The 25,261-nt window shown below is 32.2% G+C and carries 25 protein-coding genes; 24 read left to right on the forward strand and 1 reads right to left on the reverse strand.

Annotated features, from left to right (window positions below; translation table 11 throughout):
- From ACW9W3_RS08000 to ACW9W3_RS08095, 20 genes are all read left to right on the forward strand, one after another.
- A partial coding sequence (locus tag ACW9W3_RS08000) for a peptidase (RefSeq protein ID WP_457765626.1) occupies positions 1 to 1,310 on the forward strand: 1,310 nt, incomplete at its 5' end.
- Positions 1,311 to 1,343: 33 nt separating this feature from the next.
- Positions 1,344 to 1,550 (forward strand): hypothetical protein, encoded by a 207-nt coding sequence (locus tag ACW9W3_RS08005; protein WP_457765627.1) that lies wholly within the window; start codon positions 1,344 to 1,346, stop codon positions 1,548 to 1,550.
- 1 nt (position 1,551) lies between these two features.
- The gene (locus ACW9W3_RS08010; protein ID WP_457765628.1) at positions 1,552 to 3,102 is read left to right on the forward strand and encodes a peptidase; all 1,551 of its coding nucleotides are present in this window, start codon (positions 1,552 to 1,554) and stop codon (positions 3,100 to 3,102) included.
- Positions 3,103 to 3,165: 63 nt separating this feature from the next.
- Entirely contained in the window at positions 3,166 to 3,558 is a 393-nt protein-coding gene (locus ACW9W3_RS08015; RefSeq protein WP_457765629.1) for a hypothetical protein, read from the forward strand.
- A complete protein-coding gene (locus tag ACW9W3_RS08020) occupies positions 3,551 to 4,051 on the forward strand; it encodes a winged helix-turn-helix transcriptional regulator (RefSeq protein ID WP_457765630.1) in 501 nt (166 codons plus the stop codon). The genes ACW9W3_RS08015 and ACW9W3_RS08020 overlap by 8 nt, the downstream gene beginning before the upstream one ends.
- Positions 3,981 to 5,270, forward strand: coding sequence for a peptidase (locus ACW9W3_RS08025; protein WP_457765631.1), 1,290 nt, complete (start codon positions 3,981 to 3,983; stop codon positions 5,268 to 5,270). The genes ACW9W3_RS08020 and ACW9W3_RS08025 overlap by 71 nt, the downstream gene beginning before the upstream one ends.
- A 105-nt stretch (positions 5,271 to 5,375) precedes the next feature.
- Positions 5,376 to 6,398, forward strand: a complete 1,023-nt coding sequence (locus tag ACW9W3_RS08030; protein ID WP_457765632.1) for an AAA family ATPase — start codon at positions 5,376 to 5,378, stop codon at positions 6,396 to 6,398.
- Positions 6,399 to 6,400: 2 nt separating this feature from the next.
- Positions 6,401 to 7,279, forward strand: a complete 879-nt coding sequence (locus tag ACW9W3_RS08035; protein ID WP_457765633.1) for a DUF58 domain-containing protein — start codon at positions 6,401 to 6,403, stop codon at positions 7,277 to 7,279.
- A complete protein-coding gene (locus ACW9W3_RS08040; RefSeq protein ID WP_457765634.1) occupies positions 7,279 to 8,229 on the forward strand; it encodes a VWA domain-containing protein in 951 nt (316 codons plus the stop codon). The genes ACW9W3_RS08035 and ACW9W3_RS08040 overlap by 1 nt, the downstream gene beginning before the upstream one ends.
- Positions 8,230 to 8,296: 67 nt before the next feature.
- Positions 8,297 to 9,592: a hypothetical protein gene (locus ACW9W3_RS08045; RefSeq protein WP_457765635.1), complete on the forward strand. Its 1,296-nt coding sequence runs from the start codon at positions 8,297 to 8,299 to the stop codon at positions 9,590 to 9,592.
- Positions 9,593 to 9,594: 2 nt separating this feature from the next.
- On the forward strand, positions 9,595 to 10,932 hold the full coding sequence (locus ACW9W3_RS08050; RefSeq protein WP_457765636.1) for a hypothetical protein: 1,338 nt from the start codon (positions 9,595 to 9,597) through the stop codon (positions 10,930 to 10,932).
- Between the two features lie 101 nt (positions 10,933 to 11,033).
- Positions 11,034 to 12,818: a hypothetical protein gene (locus ACW9W3_RS08055; RefSeq protein WP_457765637.1), complete on the forward strand. Its 1,785-nt coding sequence runs from the start codon at positions 11,034 to 11,036 to the stop codon at positions 12,816 to 12,818.
- A 42-nt stretch (positions 12,819 to 12,860) separates the two neighbouring features.
- On the forward strand, positions 12,861 to 14,732 hold the full coding sequence (locus tag ACW9W3_RS08060; RefSeq protein WP_457765638.1) for a cupredoxin domain-containing protein: 1,872 nt from the start codon (positions 12,861 to 12,863) through the stop codon (positions 14,730 to 14,732).
- Between the two features lie 79 nt (positions 14,733 to 14,811).
- On the forward strand, positions 14,812 to 15,261 hold the full coding sequence (locus ACW9W3_RS08065; RefSeq protein ID WP_457765639.1) for a winged helix-turn-helix transcriptional regulator: 450 nt from the start codon (positions 14,812 to 14,814) through the stop codon (positions 15,259 to 15,261).
- 144 nt (positions 15,262 to 15,405) lie between these two features.
- Positions 15,406 to 16,095 (forward strand): hypothetical protein, encoded by a 690-nt coding sequence (locus ACW9W3_RS08070; protein ID WP_457765640.1) that lies wholly within the window; start codon positions 15,406 to 15,408, stop codon positions 16,093 to 16,095.
- A gap of 5 nt (positions 16,096 to 16,100) precedes the next feature.
- Positions 16,101 to 16,724 carry a hypothetical protein gene (locus tag ACW9W3_RS08075; RefSeq protein ID WP_457765641.1) on the forward strand — a complete coding sequence of 208 codons (624 nt, stop codon included), beginning with the start codon at positions 16,101 to 16,103 and terminating at the stop codon, positions 16,722 to 16,724.
- Positions 16,725 to 16,930: 206 nt separating this feature from the next.
- Positions 16,931 to 18,493 (forward strand): peptidase, encoded by a 1,563-nt coding sequence (locus tag ACW9W3_RS08080; RefSeq protein WP_457765642.1) that lies wholly within the window; start codon positions 16,931 to 16,933, stop codon positions 18,491 to 18,493.
- Between the two features lie 40 nt (positions 18,494 to 18,533).
- Positions 18,534 to 19,310, forward strand: coding sequence for a rhomboid family intramembrane serine protease (locus tag ACW9W3_RS08085; protein ID WP_457765643.1), 777 nt, complete (start codon positions 18,534 to 18,536; stop codon positions 19,308 to 19,310).
- Positions 19,311 to 19,343: 33 nt separating this feature from the next.
- Positions 19,344 to 19,520: a tautomerase family protein gene (locus tag ACW9W3_RS08090; protein WP_048114848.1), complete on the forward strand. Its 177-nt coding sequence runs from the start codon at positions 19,344 to 19,346 to the stop codon at positions 19,518 to 19,520.
- Positions 19,521 to 19,686: 166 nt separating this feature from the next.
- Entirely contained in the window at positions 19,687 to 20,493 is an 807-nt protein-coding gene (locus ACW9W3_RS08095) for a carbon-nitrogen hydrolase family protein (RefSeq protein WP_457765644.1), read from the forward strand.
- On the opposite strand, the gene ACW9W3_RS08100 is transcribed toward ACW9W3_RS08095, so the two are convergent.
- Complete coding sequence (locus ACW9W3_RS08100) at positions 20,477 to 20,998, reverse strand: DNA topoisomerase (protein WP_457765645.1); 522 nt, start codon at positions 20,996 to 20,998, stop codon at positions 20,477 to 20,479. The genes ACW9W3_RS08095 and ACW9W3_RS08100 overlap by 17 nt on opposite strands.
- On the opposite strand from ACW9W3_RS08100, the gene ACW9W3_RS08105 reads away from it, so the two are divergent.
- The 4 genes from ACW9W3_RS08105 (at position 20,992) to nrdD (ending at position 25,080) form a co-directional block, all read left to right on the forward strand.
- Positions 20,992 to 22,155 (forward strand): thiolase domain-containing protein, encoded by a 1,164-nt coding sequence (locus tag ACW9W3_RS08105; protein WP_457765646.1) that lies wholly within the window; start codon positions 20,992 to 20,994, stop codon positions 22,153 to 22,155. The two genes, ACW9W3_RS08100 and ACW9W3_RS08105, sit on opposite strands and share 7 nt — an antisense overlap.
- A 1-nt stretch (position 22,156) precedes the next feature.
- A complete protein-coding gene (locus ACW9W3_RS08110; RefSeq protein ID WP_457765647.1) occupies positions 22,157 to 22,525 on the forward strand; it encodes a Zn-ribbon domain-containing OB-fold protein in 369 nt (122 codons plus the stop codon).
- Between the two features lie 70 nt (positions 22,526 to 22,595).
- Entirely contained in the window at positions 22,596 to 22,757 is a 162-nt protein-coding gene (locus tag ACW9W3_RS08115) for a hypothetical protein (RefSeq protein WP_008300812.1), read from the forward strand.
- Positions 22,758 to 22,914: 157 nt separating this feature from the next.
- Complete coding sequence (gene nrdD / locus ACW9W3_RS08120; RefSeq protein ID WP_457765648.1) at positions 22,915 to 25,080, forward strand: anaerobic ribonucleoside-triphosphate reductase; 2,166 nt, start codon at positions 22,915 to 22,917, stop codon at positions 25,078 to 25,080.
- Positions 25,081 to 25,261: the final 181 nt, after the last annotated feature.

Below are 25,261 nucleotides of genomic sequence, written 5' to 3' on the forward strand. Positions count from 1 at the left end.
AACATGTTAGTGCACCAGGTGCATTGTTTGTTCAGGGTGCAGCATGTACTGATGAGAATTTAGACATATGTGCAAGACCATCAATTACAGGCCCAATTTTTGTAAAAGGTGGATTATACAAAATTAGGGTTGACATTGAGGCTGCTACGAGTCCCAGAACTGTGCTAGCTAATTTGCTAAGTTATGAAACATTTGTCAGTGTTGCACAAGAGCAAGACTTTTTCATAAAAACTGCAAACGCTGACGAAATCCCAGTAAAAATAAAAACATACTATGATGATGTTGATAACTTTAAGTTTGATACTACTGACAATTCAATTTCATTTGATATGCCATTTGATTGGAACCCATCTTATGTTGACTTGGTTCAAGTGGTACATGAAGAAGTACGAGTTCCAAAAACATTTGTTCCTTATGCAGAGGGTAAACAATTCAAAGGATATGTTAATGGTGTAGAAATTGATCAAAGAGCATTACTAAATGATCCTTATTCATTTGAGGATACAAATATCGTCCATTTTCTTATTACAAAAAATGAATTACAAAAAATTAACGAATCATTAGGTCCAAATAATTATGCTAATTCAAAAATGGATTTGAAACTTGTTCCACTATCTGAAGCATCAAAAAGTTCAACAGAATTTTATCTAGTAGATGCTAAAAACTTTGAAAAAATCCCAACCACTGTAAAAATTTCATGGGATGGAAAATATGGTGCCAATCAAGAAATTCCATTTGAATTTGCATTCTTTAATGAAAATAAAGATCTAATCAGAGATATCAAGTATGCATACTTTGTTTTTGATGAATTTGATAATGAAATTGCCAATAATGTTGGTGAAAGCACTACTGGCCTTGGCATTACATCAACTGAAGGAATTGATGTTCAAAGAATTTTTGTTCCATCCCAAGGACAAATTAGAGTTGATGTCAAAGTTTTAGGAACTGGATTAGATTATAATCCAAAATATGCTGGAATTGGTACTGCAATTATAGAAATAGGTCCTGATGCTTCTATACCAACAACAGTAAAAGATGCAATACCTGACTGGATAAAAAATAATGCAGAGTGGTGGGCAGCAGGACAAATAGATGATAATTCATTCATTCAAGGAATTCAATTCTTAATCAAAGAAGATGTTTTAAAAATTCCTCCAACAACACAGGGTTCAAGCTTAGGATCTAATGAAATTCCAGCATGGATAAAAAATAATGCAGAATGGTGGGCAGCAGGACAAATAGATGATAATTCATTCATTCAAGGAATTCAATTCTTAATCAAAGAAGGAATTATGAGAATTCAATCATAGGTTTTTAAATAAATTCTGTTAAGTGATAGTGAAATGAAAGACATCAACGACATAATGCCCAAAGTTCCAAATATGAAATGGGGAGCTTTGATGAATAAACCGCCAACAAATGACAAAGTTGAAGAGATGAACAAAATTTTCCCAAGTAACGGTAAATGGCATACTGTCTTTGAAGAACAAGATCTAATCACAATTGACGGAAAAGAGATTCGCAAAAAAGATCCAAACAAGTGGACCTAGTTTGAAAAATCATACATTACTTTTACTTCTATTGTTTCCATCTCTACTTGCATTATCCTTTGATAGTGTATATGGTCATGGAGTTGGAAGTGAAACCTTTCCCCCTGAAGAATTAGATGGCAGATTAGTAACACTGGAGGTTTCATCTTCCAAAAGTGACCCTAACACAAATGATGATCAACAAATATCAATTTCATTAATTGATTTTGATTCCAAAATTACTCTGCGAGATGTTACATTTTTGATAAAATCCCAACGTGGTGAACAATTTCTATTTGAGCAAGAATTCAAAGCTGATAATGGATTCCTAGTTTTTAATTTTGTATCAGAAGAACATGATTCTATATTAATTGAAGAAGACACTGGTGGAAATTTGTTTGGTTCATTATTAGGAATAGATAATAGATTGATTCATGTCAAAGGACCAAAACTTAGTGAAGGTGGTCTATACAAATTTGATATTTCAATACTTACAGCAGATGGATATTCCAAAAAATTAGCAAAACCTCTAGTTTTTAATGCTGGGATCTCTATTGCACAAGCTACACAATATGATTTTGTTGATGAAAATTTTGGTGAGCAATTCATTCAGGTAATATCCTACTATGATGAAATTTCTAATTTTAAGTATGATTCAAATTCAAAAGAAATTAGTTTCTCCATGCCATTTGAATGGAGTTTATCTAACATTAATCAAACATCTGTAGTTCATCAAGAAATAGTAATCCCAAAAAATTTTGGTGATTTACTGGTATCTGGATATAAAATATTCATTAACCATGTTCAAATTTCTGAGGATGTTGTAAACATTGATGATTTTTTCTCTGAAGAACGAGTTGTACACTTTATCATATATCAAAGAGAACTATTGAATGTATTTCAATATAATCAAAATGAGGATGGAATGAATTTTATAATAAAACCAGATCGTGATTACACTCATTTAAGCTCTGTCACTGAAAATGGACAGTTTAGAGTTTTAGTTTCTTGGGAACCCGAGAATCTAAAATCTAATTCTGATGCAAAAATAATTTTTGATATTACTGATATTTTCTTAAAGAATAGACCTGTTGCTACACACTATGAATTTTCAATTACTCAAAATGATAAAATCATTTATGAACAAAGTGGAATTAGTAGTGATTCAAAAGAAGAACACAATATTGCAGAATTTACAATACCTCAAGATGTTTCAGATATTGCATATCTGAATTTTAAAAATTTAGATTACAATGATCTTGCAAAATCAACAATTCCAATTATTATTGATAGAAAAACAAATGAAATTTCAATTCCTGATTGGATAAGAAACAATGCGTTATGGTGGTCTGAAGAACAAATAGATGATAATACATTCATTCAGGGGATTGAATATTTAATTAAAAATAAAATCATTATAATTCCAGAAACACAGCAAGAATCATCTGCCTCTAAAGAAATTCCATCGTGGATAAGAAACAATGCATCTTGGTGGGCAGCAGGACAAATAGATGATGAAACATTTGTTCAGGGATTAGAATTTTTGATTCAAAAAGGAATCATTCGTGTTTGATCGATTCTTGTTCGAAAATTGAACCAGTCGCTTTAAATCAGAAAAACAGTAATTTTGATCACTTTGTTTAGGCCTGAAAGAATTGTTGAGAGAAAATCAACATTATTTTCAATTGTAGTTGCTGGTGTAATTGCAATTTTGGCATTACCTATAATCATTCCACATCTTTTACATGGATACCATCTTGCTCACATTTTCTTACATATTGGAGGAATCACACTATCTGTTTTCATTTCAACATTAGCCGTAGTCGCATATTATAGACTCCGAACAAAACGTCTCTTACTAAGTGCTATAGCTTTTACAAATTTTATCGGAGCAGAAATTGTTTTACTTGTTGATGCAACCTGGCCAAATATCTATGATATTGGAGCAATGTCATTTTCTGAAGTAGGACATTTATTGACATTTATTACATTAGGATTATTGGCATTAGGAGTGTTTAGAAATGACTGATAGAGATTCTCAATTACAACAAATCATTGAAGAAAATCCTGGAATTCAATTCCGTGAAATAATGCGTTCATCTGGATTAAAAAATGGTGTACTTAGTCATTATCTTGGGAAATTAGAAAAAAATGGAATTATCAAAGTCATTCGTGGCCCACGTCAAGCAAGATTCTACCCACCTCGAATTACAGAAGAAGAGTCTATTGTAATTAAAGCACTTAGAAAACAAACTCCGCGTGATTTGTTACTAGCATTAATCAAAGAAGATGGTTTAGAATTTAGTCAATTGGTTAAAGAAGTTAGAAAATCTCCATCTACTGTTTCATTATATCTTTCACAAATTGTAGGTGATGGATTAGTTGAAACAAAACTAGTTCAACTCAAAAAGAGATATTATATTAAAGCAAAAGATCTCATAGATAAATTAGTTGAAGACTATAGACCAAGCTCAATTGAGAAATCAACATCTGGATTCGAAGATATTATCAACTCCTTCTAATTCGTTTCTTTGCATTTCAGCAATTGTATCTTTTTGCCTAGTCATATTTTTTCCAGCTGTCCATGCTGATGTTTTCATACCTGATACTGAATACGCTAGTTATTATGACTATGAAGGAATTTTTACTGTTGTTGGTAATGTTAAAAATCAAAATGATTTTGCATTAATTCCAACGATCACAATATCCGTAATTGATGATGAAACAAAAATAACCAAGACGTTTAACCATGTTCCAATTCCTCCAATGGCTGATATTCCATTCAAACTAAAATTTCCAGAGATTAATGATCCAAATCCTGTTGTATTAAAAGCAGAATTAAAATATATCAAGACTGCAAAATCACCAATTCCTATACAAATTATCTACGATAAAACTTTGATAACTTTTGATGATGGACATGTTACTGGTAGAATTAAAAATATTGGAAATCAAACTGTATACAATCCCAAAATATTTGCAATTGTACATGGTTATGAAAAATACATCTTAGATGTAGCTCAAAACATTGAACGTATTGAAAAAATTGAACCAGGAGAAATTCTAAATTTTACAATATATCCTGATCCATCTGTCTCTGAACCTGTTCGCTTTTATTCTTGTTTTGCACCAGTTGATACTACAGTAATACCTGTTACTGCAAAAAAAGATGAAGGGAACTTTGATTTCAGATATGATTCAGGAGCATGGTATTCTGCTGCAAAATTTGATGAAACAGGAACCACATTAAGCCTTAAAGGATACAATAGCTATCCATTAGAAACTTATGCAAACTTTGAGTTTCCACCTATCTCAGGCGATGAAAAATTTTCTGTAACTCTAAATGATGAACCTGTAGAATTTATTCAAAGCATAGATGAGATGGGATTTTGGCATGTGGCATTCAAAGTTGGTCCAACATCACAAGGAGTTTTGAAAATTTCAGGTTTTGAGAAAGGATTGCCTCCAGAATTACCAAAAATCCCACAATGGATTAAAGTAAATACAGAATGGTGGATAACAAACCAAATCTCTGATTTAGAATTTCTTGAAGGAATAGATTTTTTGTTTGAAAAACAAATTATTTCAGTTCCTGAACGAGATGTACTTTCTGAATCTCAATGGAAGATTCCACAATGGGTAAAAATCTCTGCTGGATGGTGGTATGAAGAAAAAATCACCGACGATGATTTTCTAAATATACTTGAAAATCTTGTAAAACGAAAAATAATTGTTGTATAATTTTTTCTTAAAATAATCATCTAAAAAAATTATGAATGATGAAAAGTTGGTACATCTTTCGAATGAACCATACTGCTATTTATTATAAAATGGATATATGGAATCATGGCACTTAGAGAAAATCATGTGAATTATTCAGTTTCAAACAAGGAAATTCAAGATTTGAATATAGATGCTCAAAAATATGCCGAGAAACTATCAAAAGTGTTTGATGAATCTCATAATGTCATTGTTGGTCAACAAAATGCATTAAGAAAAATTCTCATTTCCATAATTGCAGATGGACATGTATTACTTGAAAGTGTTCCAGGTTTGGCAAAAACATTGATGGTAAAAACAATGGCACAAATCTTCAATGTAGATCATGTCCGAATACAGTTTACACCAGATTTACTTCCAGCAGATATTGTGGGAACAAAAATTTACAAAAATGTTTCCGGCTCTTTTGTTGTACAAAAAGGTCCAATATTTCACAATTTTGTACTCGCTGACGAAATTAATCGCGCTCCGCCAAAAGTTCAGTCTGCATTACTTGAGGCAATGCAAGAAAAAAATGTCAGCATTCACGGTGAAACTTTTGAATTAAAAAAACCATTTCTCGTTCTTGCCACACAAAATCCAATTGATAATGAGGGAACTTACAAACTTCCTGAAGCACAAGTAGATAGGTTTGGAATGAAAATTTTAATTGATTATCCATCAAAACAAGAAGAAATAGAAATCATTGAAAAAAATTCATCTAGCAATTCTGATTCAATAACATCATTAATTAGCCCATCAGAGATTCTTGAAATTCAAAAGTTTAATGAAAAAATCTATGCAGACAAAGTAATTACAGAATATATTGCAGATATTGTTAATGCAACAAGAAATCCAAAAGACTATGATCTAGATTTAGAAAACATGATTGAATTTGGTGCATCTCCTAGAGCATCAATTTGGTTGATGAGAACTGCAAAAGCAAATGCATTACTAAATGGAAGAGGATTCATTATTCCTGAAGATATAAAAGAAGTAGCACATGAAGTTTTACGTCACAGAATAATTATGACATTTGAAGCTGAAGCAAATGGAATCAATTCTGATAAAGTGATTGATTTTGTTTTAGAAAAGATTAGTTCCCCCTAGAAATGACTCAACTCTCTGACCTTTTAAAACAGGTCAAAAATCTGGAGATTAAGACTAAAAATATTGTTGAAGGCATGGAATCAGGTGCCTATAGGTCACAATTTAGAGGCGGAGGAATAGAATTCTCAGAAGTACGTGCATATACTGCAGGTGATGACACAAGACGTGTAGATTGGAATGTATCAGCCAGATACAATGATCTTTTTGTAAAAGAGTTTGTCGAGGAAAAAGAACTCAATGTCTATGTAGTTATGGATATGTCAGCATCAAATGATTTTGGATATGTGAAAAGTAAAAAAGAATTAGGTTTTGAAGTATCAGCATCGTTAATTTTTTCAGCTTTGAAAAATAATGATAGAATTGGGATAGGTCTTTTTACAGATTCACTTGAAAAATTCATTCCAGCTAAAAAAGGAAAAAAACACATGATGGAAATTCTTAAAGAATTACTAGATTATCAAACCAAAAGTAATAACACTAATATTTTTAAATCATTATCTGAATTACAAAAAAATCTAAAGAAAAGAAGTGTAGTTTTTATTATTTCAGACTTTATCTCGGATTCTTTTGTAAAACCATTAAAATTATTAAAATTCAAGCATCAAATTGTTCTTGTTAATATTTTAGATATTCGCGAAACGGAAATTCCTGAAATGGGTCATGTCTATTTAGAAGATGCAGAATCCGGAGAGCAAATTCTGGTAAATACATCTGATAAAAAATTTCAGGATGAATATTTCAGCTTGATCAAAAAAACAAGAAAGCAAATTGAATTTGAAATGAAAAAGATGGGAATTGATTTTCTAACTCTTTCAAATGAAGAATCTTTTGATATCACGTTTAACCGATATGTTAGAACTAAAAATAGAGGTAGAAGATAATGCAAATAGAGTTTGAATTTTTTTATGCATTGTTTTTACTTTTAATTATTCCTGGGTTGTACATTTTGTATAGAAAATATAATTCTGAGAAAAAAGAATCAATTCTAAAATTTAGTTCATTAAAAATTATAAAAAAGTCTGTCATGGGCAAAAATTTCTTTAGAAAACATTTGCCTTTTGTATTGATGGTGGGGATTCTCGGATTGGTAATTATTGGATTGGCAAATCCTCAGATTCCAACATTATCAGTTGAAAAAGGAATCAATTTGAGTATAGTTTTAGATGGTTCTGAGAGCATGGCAGCCTCAGATTATACACCTACACGCCTAGATGCTGCAAAGGCAGCAATTAGTAATTTGGTTTCAAAAATTGGCTCTCAAAATAATGTGGGTGTCATACTCTTTGAATCAGGAGCTACTACCATTTCATATCTTTCTCCAGATAAGGAAAAAACTGTTAATGCAGTATCTTCAATTCAGCAAAGTCAAGGAGCTACTGCAATTGGTGATGGACTTGCTTTAGGAATTGATATGGCATCTTCAATTCCAGATAAGCGAGGAGTTATAATTTTGTTAAGTGATGGAGTTCATAATTCAGGATTTGTCACTCCAGAAGAAGCAATTGAATATGCAAAAATTAATCATGTTCAAATTCATACAATTGGATTAGGTTCTGCTGAACCAGTATTTTTACGAGATGATATCTATGGAGAACCACAATATGCAGACTTGGATGAAAAAACTTTGATTTCAATTGCAAAAGAAACTGGAGGAATTTATTACAAATCCCTTGATGAGCAAACACTCAATGAGATATTTTTCACTCTAAGCTCCAATCTTGAATATGAAATAGAGTATTCTACAATTAGGGATTGGTTTATAGCTGCTGCAATTGGGTTGTTGTTACTAGAAATCTACATTATTTATGGAAGATATAGAATTGTTGCATAAAAATTTGGGATTTATGAAATTATTCATGAACAGATCTTCAATAGATTTTAAAATAATATTTTTAATAATGTCTGTTATTTTTATTACAATTCCTGTATATGCAGATGATTCAGAAATCCAAATGGATTGGTTGATAGAAGGAGAGATAGATGAGCAAAGCTCAACAAAACAAGAAGCTGAAATTGTTTCAAGTTATGAAGAACTTATCAAAAAAGAATCTGCAAAACCAATTTATGATAAATTCATTACCAATAATCAATATGCTATGGGAGATTATAAAATTACAATTGATTCAGAAGAAGGACAAATTCTTAATGGAAAACTAATAGAACAACGTGATCTTCGACAAGATAGTTTTGAGCATAAAATAAAATATTATGACCGATTTTCTGATGGCTATATCGAAATTGCAGAAGCTTTGTTAGACCCAATAGGCGATAGCAAATACATTATCCAAGGCAGAACATATGATTATAATCCAAATTCAAATTTGGAACTTTTTGTTTTAGAACGTGGATATTCCATGGATAACTTGGGAGCTATTCCAAATGATATTTTTTCACCTCAAGAATTTACTTTGGGTCGTGCATTATTAGAAGAGGCTGCAAGAACTGGTGAAGGTGAATTTGATCTTAGAGAATACTCTCCAAACTATTTGTTACTAAATAAGGAACAGATTCAAGAAAGAATGATTAATGCATTTACAGAGCAGACTACACAAATCTTTAATGAAATTATATCTGGTGAAAAATTGCAACCTGATGGTACAATGCCAAATACTGGTATTGCAGTATCCCAACCATCAAGAGAATCCAAGAACATCTTTGATAATTTCAAATATGAACAACCAAGGTTTGAAAATACACGACATATTAGAGATTCATTGCAGAATAATCCATTACAAACAATCCAGTCTTTACAAGACTTTGAAGATGCATCTCTATTCTTGTTGATTCCAGTATTCCTTGGTTTAGCTGTATTTGGATATCTCATGCGCAAAAAATTATTGGAAAGAAAACTTGAAGAACCCCTATTACAAGTCTCTAAACCTCAAATAGATTTCAGAGAACTAACACAAGATATGTTACATAAATCTAGGATTCTATATCAAAACAACAAGAGAAAAGATGCATATGAAATTCTTAGCCAGGCAATTAGATATTATTATTCACAACATATGGAAATCTATAAAGAATTAACAAATCAAGAATTACTAAACTATCTTAGAGAATCAAAAGCAATTGAATATGTCCAAGTAAAAAATTGGCTCTTGCTTTGTGGAAGTGTGGAATATGCAAAGTATGACTCTAAAGATATTGATTTTGAGAATGTAATATCTAAATTCTCAAAGGAGGTTTCTTAATTTTGAATTCAAAGACTAATCCGTTTTTGGGAATATTCTTTCTTTTAATCTTGGTTTCTATTCACAATCAAGCTTTTGGAGAACATCCAGAGGAAAAACTCTTTCCTGATTGGGTGAGACAGTCAACTGAACTATGGGTAAATGATGAGATTACTGACTCTGAATTTTTTACATTTATTGAATCAGTTCTAAGTAAAAAACTCATAGTCGATGAAATGGAGACTAATGAAAATCTAAAACATGCTGCCAAAATGGTAATTAATGATTTTCCTGAATTAGATAAACAAAATTACTCAGAATTAGTTCCATTTTGGGTAAAGGATAGAGCAGAGTGGTGGATTGATGGAAAAATTACTGATTCTCAGTTTCTTAGAACCATACATTATTTGAGAGAAATAGGATATTTGGATTACAATCCTGAAAAAAATATTTTTTCAAATGATGAAACCTTTGAATCGAGTCTTGAAAGATTTTTGCTAAATGATGAAGAACTTTTGAATATTACTAAAGAAACAAAATGGAGAACTTTTTCAACCGAATATGAATTTTCAGAAAAAGAGGGAGTTGTAGATTCTGTACAAATCATCTTTAATGATATTACACGAATCTATGAGCCAATTTTCTACAAATTCAAAGTACCAACATTAGTTATGAAAATTTTAGAGTTTAACAATCAAAATGATTTAGATAATTATTGGAAATCATTTGAAGATACAGACAAAGAGAAAATATTTGATTCTGCATATTATGTTGGTACTCCCAATGAAAATTCAGAATGTTTTTTTAACTATAATTCAAAAGGCGCATTAACTTCCTGTACCTATGATAATCTAATTGTTCAAATAATAGTATTTGATGAGCATGGAGAACATTTTGATTATAATGTTAAGAGTTTAACTTTAGATGAAACTGAACCTACAACCAGGATATCAAGTGAAATTTTAAAAAAAATTAGCCAATTTAAACACGAATACGTAAATTCTCAACTATATACTATAATGCAGAAAAATATTCTATATGAAAACGGAGATTCATCAATAAATGAAGATAAGACTGTTCCAAAATCTAAAGAATTAGAAAAGTCTGCCATTCAGGGCGTAAAAAATTTCTCATGTACACGTGATGATTTTGGACTAGTAACTATTTCTGGTCAATACTATAATGATTACATTCAACGTACTCAGGTTGATCTTTCTATCTTATTTTTGGATATGAATGGAACTGTAATTGGAAAAACTAGTACATCATTTAATGATGTTAATGAATTTGAATCAAAAAGATTTGTAGGTCATTCAAAATGGAATGAAAATTTTCATTCTTGTCAGATTCTTGTAAATTAAAAGAAATTCAAGAAATGACTCCAAATTAGTAGATCTCTGGTACATTTTTCGAATGAACCATTGGGCTTTTATTGAAATTTTATTTTAAACTGAATGTTACAATGGTCAAAACTATTCAATTAATGGCAATTTCTATTCTTGTAGCCGCAATAATTGTATCCATTCCTGTACAATCAGCTTTTGCTGATACTGGTTTTACAAATGTAAAAAAAGCCGCAGGTATTATTATGAAATTCTGTGTAAATGAGACTTTTATTTTTAGCCAATGTCAAGAGCGATACGAGGGACTAGGCTGGACAGACAGAATCAATGTTTTAGTTTATGCTCCAGGTTGGAACGAAGATTCTGATAAGATGGAACAAATTGGTACTGCAACAAACCCAATAGATGTTTACAGTGATGCAGGTAGAGTAAATAATGTAGAGTTTACTGAAACTGGTCCAGATTCTGGTATCTTTATGGGGGTAATCAAAATGACTGGTCAACCAGGATATACTGTTCATGATACATTTAGGACTATAGTTAAAACACCGGGATTAAATGCAGATCCTGATGGATTAAATTTTTCTGCTCATGATATTGCTGCACTAGTAAGAACTGGTATACAAGATGGACGAATTACAGTTGCATGGGAATTCAATGAAGATGAACGAATAACAAAATCTGCATACTATGGATGGCAAACTGGAGAAGTTCATTTTAAAAAGGATACTTATGATATAAATGAAAAAGTGTCATTTTACATTAGAGATGCTGACTTGTGGAAGCACCACAGAGAATTTTTCACAAATTATGTTAGAGTCTATTCTGATTCAGACATGGCAGGAATCCATGTTGGAGTTCAATTTGTAAAATCAATGGGACATGCAAAAGTTGAGAATCAAGTTACTAATGTCCACTTAAATGAGCCAGCATCTAGTTCATTGACAAAGTATACTCCTGATGGACAATGGAAAACTTACTTTTGGACTGAACCGGGAGGTGTAATTGGTGTTGATCAAAATTATGATCTTAACTTAATGGTACACGACGGCTTGACTGATATTCATGAGATGGGCCTATCATATGATATGGATATCTATCTAAATGGAAAATTAGTTGAATCCAGAAAGGATCAATATGCTGTAGATGGCCAAGGTGTAGAACCAATTCGATTTGATGAACGTGGATCAGCCAAGATTGTAATCTCTAACATATTTGATAAACAAGGTCAAGACGTAAACTTTTCATTCCAAGTTGCACCTGAGGCAATTCTCGAACAAGTAGTACCTAGACATGGTTCTTTTGAGAGAGGAAATGTGCCAAATTACTTAGCAGGCTATGAACATCCACATTACATTAACTATCTTCCAGGAGAATTCATTCTTACATTTGATGATTCTTCTGATGAAAATGATAAACTTCGTGTTAGTGATGGTGATACAATTTACGTCGAGTATGAAGATATCACTTTACCAAGACCATATACTTCAAATGATCGTTTAGAAATTGTAGCTAGAGCACTAGTGCTTGATACTGGTGTTACCGCACCATCTCAAAGATCTTCAGAGTCTGAAATCTTTGTTGAAACACCACGACCAAGTATCACTCCAGTTTCAACAAATATTGATATCCCAAGTTGGGTAAAGAAAAACGCAGCATGGTGGTCTGATGGACAACTCAATGATCCAGAATTTGCCAAAGGAATTGAATATCTAATTCAAGAAAATATTATTGACATGCCAAAAACTGAAGAATTAGAACTAGATGAAGAAGAGGCAAACATTACATCCATTCCAATGTGGGTAAGAAACAATGCAGCATGGTGGTCTGATGGACATTTAACTGATGTTGAATTTGCAAATGGTCTCAAATACTTGATTTCATTTGGATTGATCAAGGTCTAAAATTTCTAAAACATTAAAATTATTTCCAATATCTTATTGAGCATGAATCATAAGTTTTTACTCATAATCTTTTCATTAATTTTAATTTTCAGTCTAACAGAATTTGCATATGCAGGTGGTTCTGGTAGTGAAGAAAGTGATACGCTTTACATTAATGAAAATTATTTAAAAATAAAAATAGAAACAAATCCTTCTATTCTAAAAGGAAATGAAAATCAAATAACTTTTGATATTACAACAATTAATGATGACACACAACAAGTAGTTTATGGAATAGAATACAATGTTAAAGTATTTGATGGTCAAGGTAACTTGGTGGTAGATTTTGATGCATATTCACCTGATGAAAAATTAGAGACAATAATTACACCAAGCAAAAATTTGAACTTTCTAGGTGAAACTATCCAAAATGGGGCATGGGTAGCATCAAAAGAGTCTCCCCTAACAATTGAAGCCCCTCTTTTTTTGAAAGGAGGATTAGTTGATGTCCAAATCAAAATTTTATCAATTGATTCTGAACCTGTAACAGGTGATGATATCCCTTTTGAAATATTATTTACCATGGGAGAATTCATTCCATTTACTTCTGAAATTGATGGTATAACATATGATCTAACATTTGCTACATATTTTGATAAGATTGAAGAGTTTCATTATGACGAAAAAAATAAAAAACTTTCAGCTCAAATGCCATTTAATTGGGACAAAAACTTTATTGAAACAATTCCGTTTGTTCATGCAGAATATTATATTCCAAAGATAATAGATATTTTCAATAATCATGAAATTCTAATGACAGTTAATGATGTTTCATTTTTTGGAACCATAGATCGTTCTGGTAACGATGAAATTGTTGTCCATTTTTTACTTTCATCAAAAAAATTATTGAATCTAATTGATGAAATTCCTTCAGAAAATAATGATAAAATGATTTTTGGAATAGAATCTGGTAAAAAAAGAGATATTCAAAAGAAAGATGCATCTCTAGAAGCAGGAGATAAAGTAATTGTTTTGTCTTCAGAAGAAGATTGGAAATTTCATTTATCACTTTTACCAAAGGGAAAAATTAATCCTGGAAATGAAATTATCATGAATATTGAATTTCATGATCCAATCACAAATACTATCATTACACAAAACGTTTATGATCTTGATGTATTTCTAAATGGAAAAATTATAGAATCAAAGAAAGGACTAGAAGCAACTGATGGCACAGATTCAGTAAATCTGAATTTTGATGAGATAGGTGCTGCAATCATACGAATTTCTAATGTTAACAATTTTGACACTACAGGGGAATTTTCTTTCAAAGTATCTGAACCCCAAGTGGAATTAATTGGTGATCACTTTGTTGATATTTCAATTGGTTCATCTCTTCCAGAATGTGAAAAAAATGATTCATGTTACGTTCCTTCCATATTGAATGTTGAACTTAACCAAGTAGTACTCTGGAAAAACAAAGATAGCTCTGCACATACTGTATCCTCAGGAACTCCTGACATTGGAGTATCTGAAATCTTTGATAGTGGAATTATTGGAGCAGCGAAGAACTATTCATTCAAATTTGAAAATAATGGAGTTTTTGACTACTTTTGCACACTTCATCCTTGGATGGTAGGCACAATTAAGGTGGGTACATTTGAATCATCTGTCCCTGATTGGGTAAAAAACAACGCAGCATGGTGGTCTGATGGTCAAATTAATGATTCAGACTTTGCAATAGGACTGGAATATCTGATTAAGGAGAATGTAATTGATGTACCAAAAGATATTGAATCACTAGGAACATCTGAAAATACAATTCCTGATTGGTTAAGAAATACAGCTAAATGGTGGTCTGATGGAATGTTATCTGATTCAGAATTTCTTAAAGGAATTGAATGGATGATATCTAATGGCATAATCAAAATTTGATCAATTTTTTGCATATTATACCAGTACATTCGGTAAATGAACCAGTCTTTTTTTCAATTAATTTTTGAAAATTTATCTAATGTCTAGTAGAGTTTCTTTACTAACAGATATTATTTACAAAAATCCAGGAATACATTTTTGTGAAATGATTCGCATATCAGGAATTAAAAATGGAACACTTGCACATTATATTGAAAAATTAGAATCAGATGGAGTCATTCAAATTCATAGGGAAAAAAAGAAAACTAGATTTTTCTCACCAAAAATTAATCAAGAAGAAATAAAAATTATTAGTTATTTAAGAAAAGAAACATCAAAAAATATTATTTTATCATTAATTAAACATAATGGACTAGAATTTAGCAAAATCGTAAAAAAATCTAAAAAATCTCCTTCTACAATCTCACAAAATCTATCAGAATTAATCAATTCTAAACTCCTTGTGATAAAAATTGATGATTCTAAAAAAAAATATTTTATAAAAAATCAAAATTTCATATCAAAATTAGTTAAAAAATATACCTTTTAATAATTTTATAATTTTTTTGGTAACATTAATCAAAATTTCAATTATTTTATTATTCTATTTCTATAAAATTACTATGATGATCATACCAGTACAATTTACTAATGTACCAATTTTGTTTTTAATAAATCTCTGAAATCTCTATCAATGACTTTCTTAAAACAAAGCAGAATATCTATGATTGCAGGTACTGCGATACTAACAATTGCATTAGCATTTGGTGGTTTTTCGTTTGCAAGTCACAGTTTTGAAGCAGGTGTTGCTGAAGGAACTATTCCTGACAACACACACATCAGACTAGATGGTATGACACTCCCTCCTGGAGGCGTTTTCCCATTGTATGATGCTAGTCCAAACTATGTTTCAGGACATTTCTTGTTGACATCACCTTGTGAATTAGTTGATGGTGAAACTGGCGGTGATCCAGATAATGATACATATCAACCACTAATTACAGCAATTGCAGGTCACATTGATGAACACGCATCAGGTACACATATGGAACCAATTCCATTATTCTACATAAACACTGTATCTTCGCCAAAATTGGCAGGTAACGGTGATCAATGCGTTTTCCATGCACATATTCCTGATCCACTAAATGGTGGTTCCCCAAGAGTTACTGATATTGATTTAGTAAATCTCTCAGGAGCTGACATTGAGTTTAAGCCAGGACATATTGTGGATATCAATGTACAAAGAGTACTTGGTAGCATTGCTGATGATCCATATGAAAATGGACCAGTAGTTGACTTGAGCAGAAATGTAATCTATGATCTAAATGATAACGACCATACAAACGATGGATTAGGACATTCATCACAACATGAGGATTGATTGAAATGAATTCAAACAAAACACAACTTTTCCTGGTAGCATCCATTGCATCTGTAATGGTTCTAGCAGGAGTAGCATCTGAGCAAGCATTTGCTCATGGTGGACAAGTAATTGGATTTACTCTTCCTAATGGAGAATATCGTTTGATTACTGTTATCATGGGACACAACAGTGAACCAACAGCAGCACAAGAACCTGGAAAGCATGATGGAAACCATCCAATGGAATTATTCATCAGTGATACTAGAACCGGATTAAGTCTTGCAGAAGCTGATTTGACTGTTGACAAATTCTATTACAAGAATGACAAACAATACAACAAAGCAGTAGAGAAAGGTTTTGTACCTTTAGAAACTGATGTAGCAGTTAGTGGTGTACATGGAGATCTAGGTCACTACTTTGCAAGACAAATTCTAGCAAAGCCAGGATATTATGGATATCATGTTACTGGAACTGTTAACTACTTTGGTGTAATGGATGTTCCAATAGATGTAAAGGCAATTTGCCGTGACGTTCCAGACGCTTCAGCATTCAACAATCCATCATGGTTTGGTGGCTTTGGCTGTACTCCGGACATAGATGACGGTAAATTCCCAGGAAAAAAATCTAATCAAGATAAAGACGATTAGCTGACTATTCCAAATCTTTTCTTTTTATTTTTAATACATCCTACGAATGTACCAATTTTGTTTTTATCTATTCTAGTTATGAAATATTATATCGGCCATAGTTAGGTGAGAAACAATGAGGAGTCATCTTGGAAACCGTTTCTCATCTTTTTTCATTTAATTAAATACAGAAATTTTAATATTACAAATTATTAGATACTGAAATCTTGAAAATTTTTGCTGTATTACTAATCTGTATTCTTTTCTTTACATTAACTTCTACTGCATTTGGTCATGGATTAGGTGGGGAAGTCTTACCTCCTGTAACCATTGAAGATAAACAAGCATCACTTTCAATAGGAATTACACCATCTGTATATGAACTTGAAAATCCTGAAAAATTTATCTCTCTTCGGCTATTTGATACAAACACCGATGCAATAATTGAGCATGTTACATTTGAATTTGAGTTAAAAAAAGATGGAAAACAAATCTTCAAAGATGTTTTTCATGATGAAATAGGGAATCTCAACATCAAAGTAATCACAGAAAACACCAAAGAAATTACAATTGAAGGAATAAAAGAACCACTTCTTGGCGGCTGGATGAAAAATAATTCTAACTCTGTAAAGATGAGAGGCCCAGTCTTTATGTCTGGAGGATTGTATGAGTATACGGTAAAAATTCTATCAATTAATTCTGATTCTAATGTAATTGAAGATGAAATCAAAATGGAAGGTGGAATCAGTATTGCTCAAACAAATTTTTTTAAAGTAAATGATTTTCTAAATAACGAAAAAACAATTGAAGTCATATCTTACTTTGACACCATTGATGAATTTAGTTTTCAATCAAACACTATAGATTTTTCAATGCCTTTTGACTGGAATCAAGACTTTGATCAACTAAGTGTTATTCATCAAGAGATTAGAATACCCAATACATTTGGGGACTTTCTTTCAACAAGTTATGATTCAACAGTAAATGGCATCTTATTGCCTGATGAAGCAGTAACAATTGATGACTATTCATTTGAAGATAGAACTGTTCACATTGTAGTTAATCAAGAATTAATCAAAGACATTCGTGATAATGCAATGAAATTATCTGATAATAAAATGAATTTTCAACTTAAACCCAGTGAAAGTGTCAAATTTCCTCTAGAGTTCACAACTCCTGATGTAAGATACAAGGTATTCCTGTCTTGGAAGCCTGAAATAATTCATTCAGGAGAAGAAATTACATTTTTTATTTCTCTAGAAGAGATATTCTCTGATAAATCAAAAAAACTAGTAGAATACGATCTGTCAATAATCCAAAAAAATAACGAAATATTTTCAAAACATCTAGTGGGAAATGTTAATTCTCAGAAACCAAACTCACATAAAATTACATTTAGTGATGAGCAATCAGGTCCTGCAAATTTTGTTTTATCAAACATAGATGGCAATTCATTATCTAGAGGAAATTTCATTTTAGTTATCTTACCATCTGACAACAATCAAAATAATAAATCTAAAATTCCATCATGGATTAAAAACAACGCAGCATGGTGGTCTGATGGTGCAATTGATGATGATTCTTTTATTCTAGGAATCCAATTTCTAATAAAAGAAGGCATTATGGAAATTCCTAGTACTAAACAAGGCCATACTTCTACCTCTAGTGAAATTCCATCATGGATTAAAAACAACGCAGCATGGTGGTCTGATGGTACTATTGATGATAATTCATTTCTCCAAGGAATACAATTTCTCATAAAAGAAGGCATTTTACAAATTTCAAGCTGAATAATGTTATTATACAAATTTTTATCAAACAAAATCACAAATGCTTCCATTAAGAGATGAAAATCCTACTCCTCCAGGATTTAGACCAACAGTAACATATGGATTGATCATCGTCAATGTCTTAGTATTTTTTGTCGAAGTTGCTTACACTGGTCAATTCTTTGACTTTACAAATCAGAATGCATTTAATCTATTTTATAATTGGGGAGCTGTTCCAAATTGCGTTACTGGAGCAAGTGTACTCAATATTGATTTTGGTTCAGGACCACTAAAAATTTCTTGTCCTCAAGAACCATACTTTTCTCTACTTAGTTCCACTTTCTTGCATGGCGGCTTGATGCATCTTGGAGGAAATATGTTGTTTCTGTGGATATTTGGCGATAACATAGAACACAGATTTGGAAAAATAAAATATTTAGGAATTTATCTAATGTGGGGAGTTGCAGCTGGATTGATTCACATTGCTGGAGATACTAGCAGTGTTGTTCCTGCAGTTGGCGCATCAGGTGCAATCTCTGGAGTGCTAGGTGCATACTTGATGATTTTCCCAAAAGCTAGAATTCAGACATTCCTAATGATGGGTTTCTTTTGGAGAATGATGCACATTAAAGCAAAATGGTTCTTGCCCTTTTGGCTAGTTTTTCAGAATTTATTACCATTTTTCATTGGGGGATTTGGTATTGCAGGTGATAGTGTAGCATATCTTGCTCACATTGGAGGATTTGTTGTAGGTTTAGCAACAGGATATATTTACAAAAAGACTCACAATTCAGAGTTTACCTATGGAACAAGATACGGATACAGGCCAGATTATTGAACGAATAAATCTCTGAATTAATTTAAAATTTTCATGCCGTTGATTACAGTATCAATGTATCCTGGTAGAACACAGGAACAAAAAGACGAGTATGCAAAAGCAATAACAAAATCTGCCGTGGAGATTCTTAAAACAAAAGAAAGTCATGTTATTGTTGTTTTTGAAGACAATCCTAAAGAAAATTGGTTTTTAGCCGGAAACCAACTTTAATTATTTTTAAAAATAATTGACTGGAAAAATTCCCCCAGTCAGGGATTGACATACACACTATGGTCGGTTTGATTTCTTTTACTCAAATCAGGATATGAAGAAAATGGTACATTTAGCGTTTGTACCAAGAGTTTATCCTTTTATTGTGATCTAATTAATCAATTCCATGAAAGCAGCTGTTGTTCAATTCAAAGCATCAACCAAAAAAGAAGATAATCTAGAAAAAATTATTTCATATATTGAAAAAGCAGCTGCAAAAAATGCAACACTATGTGCATTTCCAGAATTTATGATGTTTTACACAAACTCTTCTCAAACCCCAAAACAACTTGCAAGTTTATCTGAGATGATTAATGGAAATTTTGTAACAACTATTGCAAAAGCTGCAAAAGAAAATAATATACAAGTTGTAGGCTCTTTTTATGAAAAAAGTAGAATAAAAGATCGTGTGTATGATACTTCATTTGTCATTGAAAAATCAGGTAAGGTTATTTCTAAATACCAAAAAATTCACCTCTATGACGCATTAGGATTTAGAGAATCAGATAAAATAGTCTCAGGCTCTAAAATTGCAAAGCCTGTAAAGACTGATCTTGGAAAAATTGGAATGATGATCTGTTATGATTTAAGATTCCCAGAGATGTCAAGATCTTTAGCTGTTGCAGGCTCTGAGGTATTGATTGCACCATCAGCTTGGGTTAAGGGTAACATGAAAGAGGAACACTGGATAACAATTAACAAAACACGTGCAATAGAAAATGGATGTTATGTAATTGCACCTGATCAAGTTGGAAATATTTATTGTGGAAGAAGTTTAGTAGTTGATCCATATGGAAAAATCTTGCTTGACATGAAAAAGAAACAAGGAATAGGTTTTGTAAAGATTGACTTGAACAAAGTAAAACAAACACGAAAAGATTTACCGTTACTTAAAAACAGAAGAACAGATGTTTATTCTACTTTGAAGGCTTGACTAATCTGCTTTCACAACTAAAGTTTGAACATTGTTTAGTCCATTTTTGATTTCTTGAATATCTAAAAATTATCATTGGCCATTTACAAACATCACATGGATTTTTTGTTGCTCTTAGTCTTGCTTTTTGTAATAGTGGAGAGGAGGCTTTACATCCTCCGTAAAAGTTTGAACATCCCATGAATCGTTTTCTTGTAGTTCTAGATCTAATTACCATTAATTCACCAAGATTACACTGAGGACATGACACAAGTCCATTTTTTGGAGAGTTTGTTCCAAGAATGATGTATTTTCTCTCTTTTGCTGACCAGGAAAGATACCCATTTGAATCCAAATATTGTATGATTTCTTTTTTGAAGATACTAGTTTTTGACTTTGTAGTTTTTGCTATGTGTCTAATGATTGGCTTTTTGACCTGTACAGTTCGAAGTGATGATCTCTTTGATGGCTTCCTCAATGATGAATTTACTAAAACAATTTTTATAGGGACTTGGGTCAGTGACATTTGTGGAAAAGGTCTGCGTTCTTGGTGCTGGTAGTACCAAATATGGAAAATTAAGCGAAAGTATTGCTGATATCACTACTCAGGCATCAGTTGCAGCCATAGAAAGCGCAGGAATTTCTCCAAAAGACATCAAAGCATCTTACATTTCAAACGTCTTTGGTGTTGCTGACAAACAGGTCCATATTGGTCCTGTCTTAATGAGTAGATTAGGAATTCCAGATAAACCATCATTAACAATAGAATCTGCATGTGGAAGTGGCTCTGTATCATTTAGAGAAGCTTATGCCAATGTTGCAGCAGGATTTTATGATTGTCTAGTTGTTACCGGTGTTGAGAAAGTAACTCACACAGGAACTGAATGGACAACAACTTACTTTGCATATTGTTCAGACTTTTTCTATGAAGGTCAAGCTGGTGCATCATTTCCTGGATTGTTTGCATCTATGGCAAGAGCATACCTCAATGAGTTTGATGCAACTGAAGAAGACTTTGCAGCAGTTGCAGTAAAGAATCATGATAATGGTTTCCTAAATCCAAAAGCTCACATGCAAAAGAAAATTACAATTGAAGATGTAATGAATTCCGCAGTAGTTGCAAGTCCTCTAAAACTTTATGATTGCTGTCCATTCTCTGATGGTGCAAGCTCTGTTATTCTTTGTTCTGAAAAATTTGCAAAAGAACATGGTGGTGACTATATTGAAGTAATTGGTTCTGGTAGAGGTGGATCACCTGCAGCATTACAAGGACGTGAACACATGACAACAATTCCTAGTACAAAGCTTGCAGCAGCAGACGCATACAAAATGGCAGGAATAACTGCCAAAGATATTGACTTTGCAGAAGTACATGACTGCTTTACAATTGCAGAAGTTGTTGACACTGAAGACTTGGGTTTCTTTGAGAAAGGAAAAGGTATTCAGGCTGTTCGTGAAGGTAGAACAAAATTAAATTCTGACATTTCTATTAATCCATCAGGTGGTCTTAAATCAAAAGGACATCCAATTGGTGCAACAGGTGTTGGGCAAGTAGTAGAAGTATTTGATCAACTAACTGGAAAAGCTGGTGCAAGAACTGTTAAAGATGCAAAAATTGGTTTAACTCATAACTTTGGTGCAACTGGCGCAAGTTGTGCAGTTCACGTATTCCAAAGTGTATAACATGACTATTGAAGAACAACTAATTGAATATGCCAAACAAGGCAAACTCTTAACTCACAAATGCACCAAATGTGGATATCTTCATTTGTCGACTGCATATTATTGCCTAAAATGTGGCAGTCAGGGTTTTGAAGATGTAATTTTAGATGGTGTAGGCTCAATTGCCACATATACCATAATTACTGTGGCCCCTGCAGGCTTTGAAAAATACACTCCATATGCCTTTGTTGTCCTTCAACTAGATGATGTGGAATTGAGGATTTCTGGATTTATGGCAGGAATTGCAACCCCTGCAGATCTTCCAATTGGAACTAGGGCTAAAATTACTGGCTTTGAAGATGGTTGTGGAATCATCATTAAAAAGCAGTAAAATAATTTGTTTGAATTATTAATAAAAATCAAAACTGATTCTTAATAATTTTGTATAGCTGATCATCTACATGTCTGTTGAAATTACATGTGGTAAATGTGGAGAGAAGATCACAAATATGAAAATGCTAAAATCTCTAAAAGATGTTATGAATCCAACTAATGGCAAATGTCCATCATGTGGACAGAAACTTTCTACATCAGAATTTTCACTTGATGTTCAAGAAAACTGATCAAAAAAGATCCTCAAATGGATCATTTTTTTAGATTTTTTAAAAAAATAACCATTAGGGTTTCAAATTTTTAATCTACGAATTACCAAACTGATCCAAAATGTTCAAAAATGATCTAGTCACAAGTCTTATTTACTCCTTAGTCAAGAAAAAAAACATGAAAATGAGTGATGAAGATTTAGAATTAGATCTTGATGCTGGTATCGATGAAGATGACGACTTAGATTTAGAATCTGATCTAGACTCTGACTCTTCACCAAAGAGAAGCGGTATTTTACAATCTACATCAAAACGTGTCAGAATGATCTTCTCTGTTATGGCCAGTCCCAACAGAATAGATATTCTTAGAATCTTAAATTCTAAAGGACCTTTGACTTATTCTGAATTAAAATCTCTGGCAGGATTCAAATCAAAAAAAGAGAGTGGAAAATTTGCATACCACTTGAGAAAACTACTTAGACAATCACTTGTTGCACTAAACAAATCTGAAAGACGATACACAATTACAAATCTTGGAAAACTTGTTTTGAGTTTGGCAAGACAAATTGAAGAAAGATCAATTATTGAAAGTGGAAAAATGTATGTCAGAACATCACACCAATCAATTGAGGAATTTAATTCTCACAAAATTATTCAATCACTAGTTCGTGAAGGAAGTCTCCCATTGGAGCTTGCACAAAAAATAACTGAAGAAGTTGAAAATAGAATTTACAAATATCAGACTACCTATCTTACAGGCTCACTTATCAGAGAAATGGTGAATTCTGTTCTACTTGAGCATGGTCATGAGGAATATAGGAATAAACTTGCACGCCTAGGCCTGCCTGTTTATGATGTTCACGAGATGATTTCTAATTTAGATAATGTCGATAACGGTGCTGAAGGACTTCTCTTTAACACAGGACAAAGAGTTTTTGCTGAACACCTACTTACAAACATCCTACCAAAAGATGTAGCAGACTCTCATCTTTCTGGAGATTTGCATATTACTAATCCTGGAATTTGGTCTATGATTCCTGATACAATATTTGTAAATGTAAAAGAATTAATCGAAGATGGAATTAATCTTGGCGGAAAATATCTTGATGTATCAAGAATTCCTGCATCAAAACAACTCGATGAGATTACAAGTTCACTATCTATCGTTATTGCTCTTCTTTCAAAAGAAGCTTCACAAGAAGTTGTAATTGATGGCTTGGTGCAATTATTCACAAAGCATTCAAAATCACTTCCAGAATTAGAACAAAAACTTACAGATGCATTTGCCACAGCATCTACAACTGCAAAATATAACAAAACAAGTACAAAGGTTTCAATTAGATTACAATTAGGAACTGATGCAAAAATAATTAATTCAATTATTAATGCATACAAAAATTATACAAAGATTACACCTATACCAAAAATTGGTTTGATAATTGATGCTGACAAGGGAAAAATTACTGATGTTTCAGAATCAATAGCTGAAATAATTTCTATTGGTGGACACGTAATGTTTGCTAAAGGTCAAACTTCTAGCTCTGGTGTCACAAATGGATCTACAAAAGTTACATCTCCACTTTCAATTAATTTGGAATCAGTTTCAATTAATCTTCCAAGACTTGCATTTGAATCAAACAAAGATGAAACTTACTTTAGAGCTAGACTTGCATTATTAATGAAACCTGCACTAGCATCTATGGCATTAAGAAAGAAAGAGATCTCAGATCTTACAAGAAGAGGACTAAACCCAATCCTTGCAAAGAATACCCAATACATGCAGAGAAGTTCTGTTTCACTTGTTGTAAATCTAGTAGGACTCAAAGAATCTGTCTTTAACATACTTGGGTTCCAAGATAACAAAGAAGGACGTGATATTCTTCATAAGGTAATTGAAACCGCAGTTGATGTTGGGGCCAAAAAAGGCAAAGAGTTAGGTGATACTGTTGCAATTTGTATGACTGAAACTGAAGCATCAATCCGTTTTGCTACTTTGGATGGAGAAAAATATGGCAAAAATTCTGCCTTAAATTCAATGGAAAGTGACTCTTATTCTCAAGGAATAGTGATTAATGCCTCTGAAATTGCCAATTATACTAACAAAAGTGAGCCTATAGCTGAGGCCAACAAGCTTTCAAAAATTCTAAGTGGAGGATTACTCGTGACTTTACAAATTGATAGCGATGCAAAAGTTGCAGATATCAAAAAATCACTAGAGAAAACATCCTCTCTTACAACTTCTTTCAAGCCTGTTAGAAAAATTGCAATATGTGGTGAATGTGGATTTAAGGATGAACCATTTGATGACAAGTGTCCAAAGTGCAAGTCTCCATATGTTGTCTGAAATTCGTATATGAAAAACTAGTAACGATCATTTTTCAAATCTTTTAGATCAGAATCCGATGTGGCGATCTTCGTTGTTACTGTGAAAGTTATGCCAGTATGAAATTCATAGTAGCGGTGTTAAAAAAATTGACTCATTAACGGGACAAGATCAAAACTTTTCGAGCACACAAGTTATATCC

This window comes from Candidatus Nitrosopumilus sp. bin_68KS (assembly GCF_054095825.1).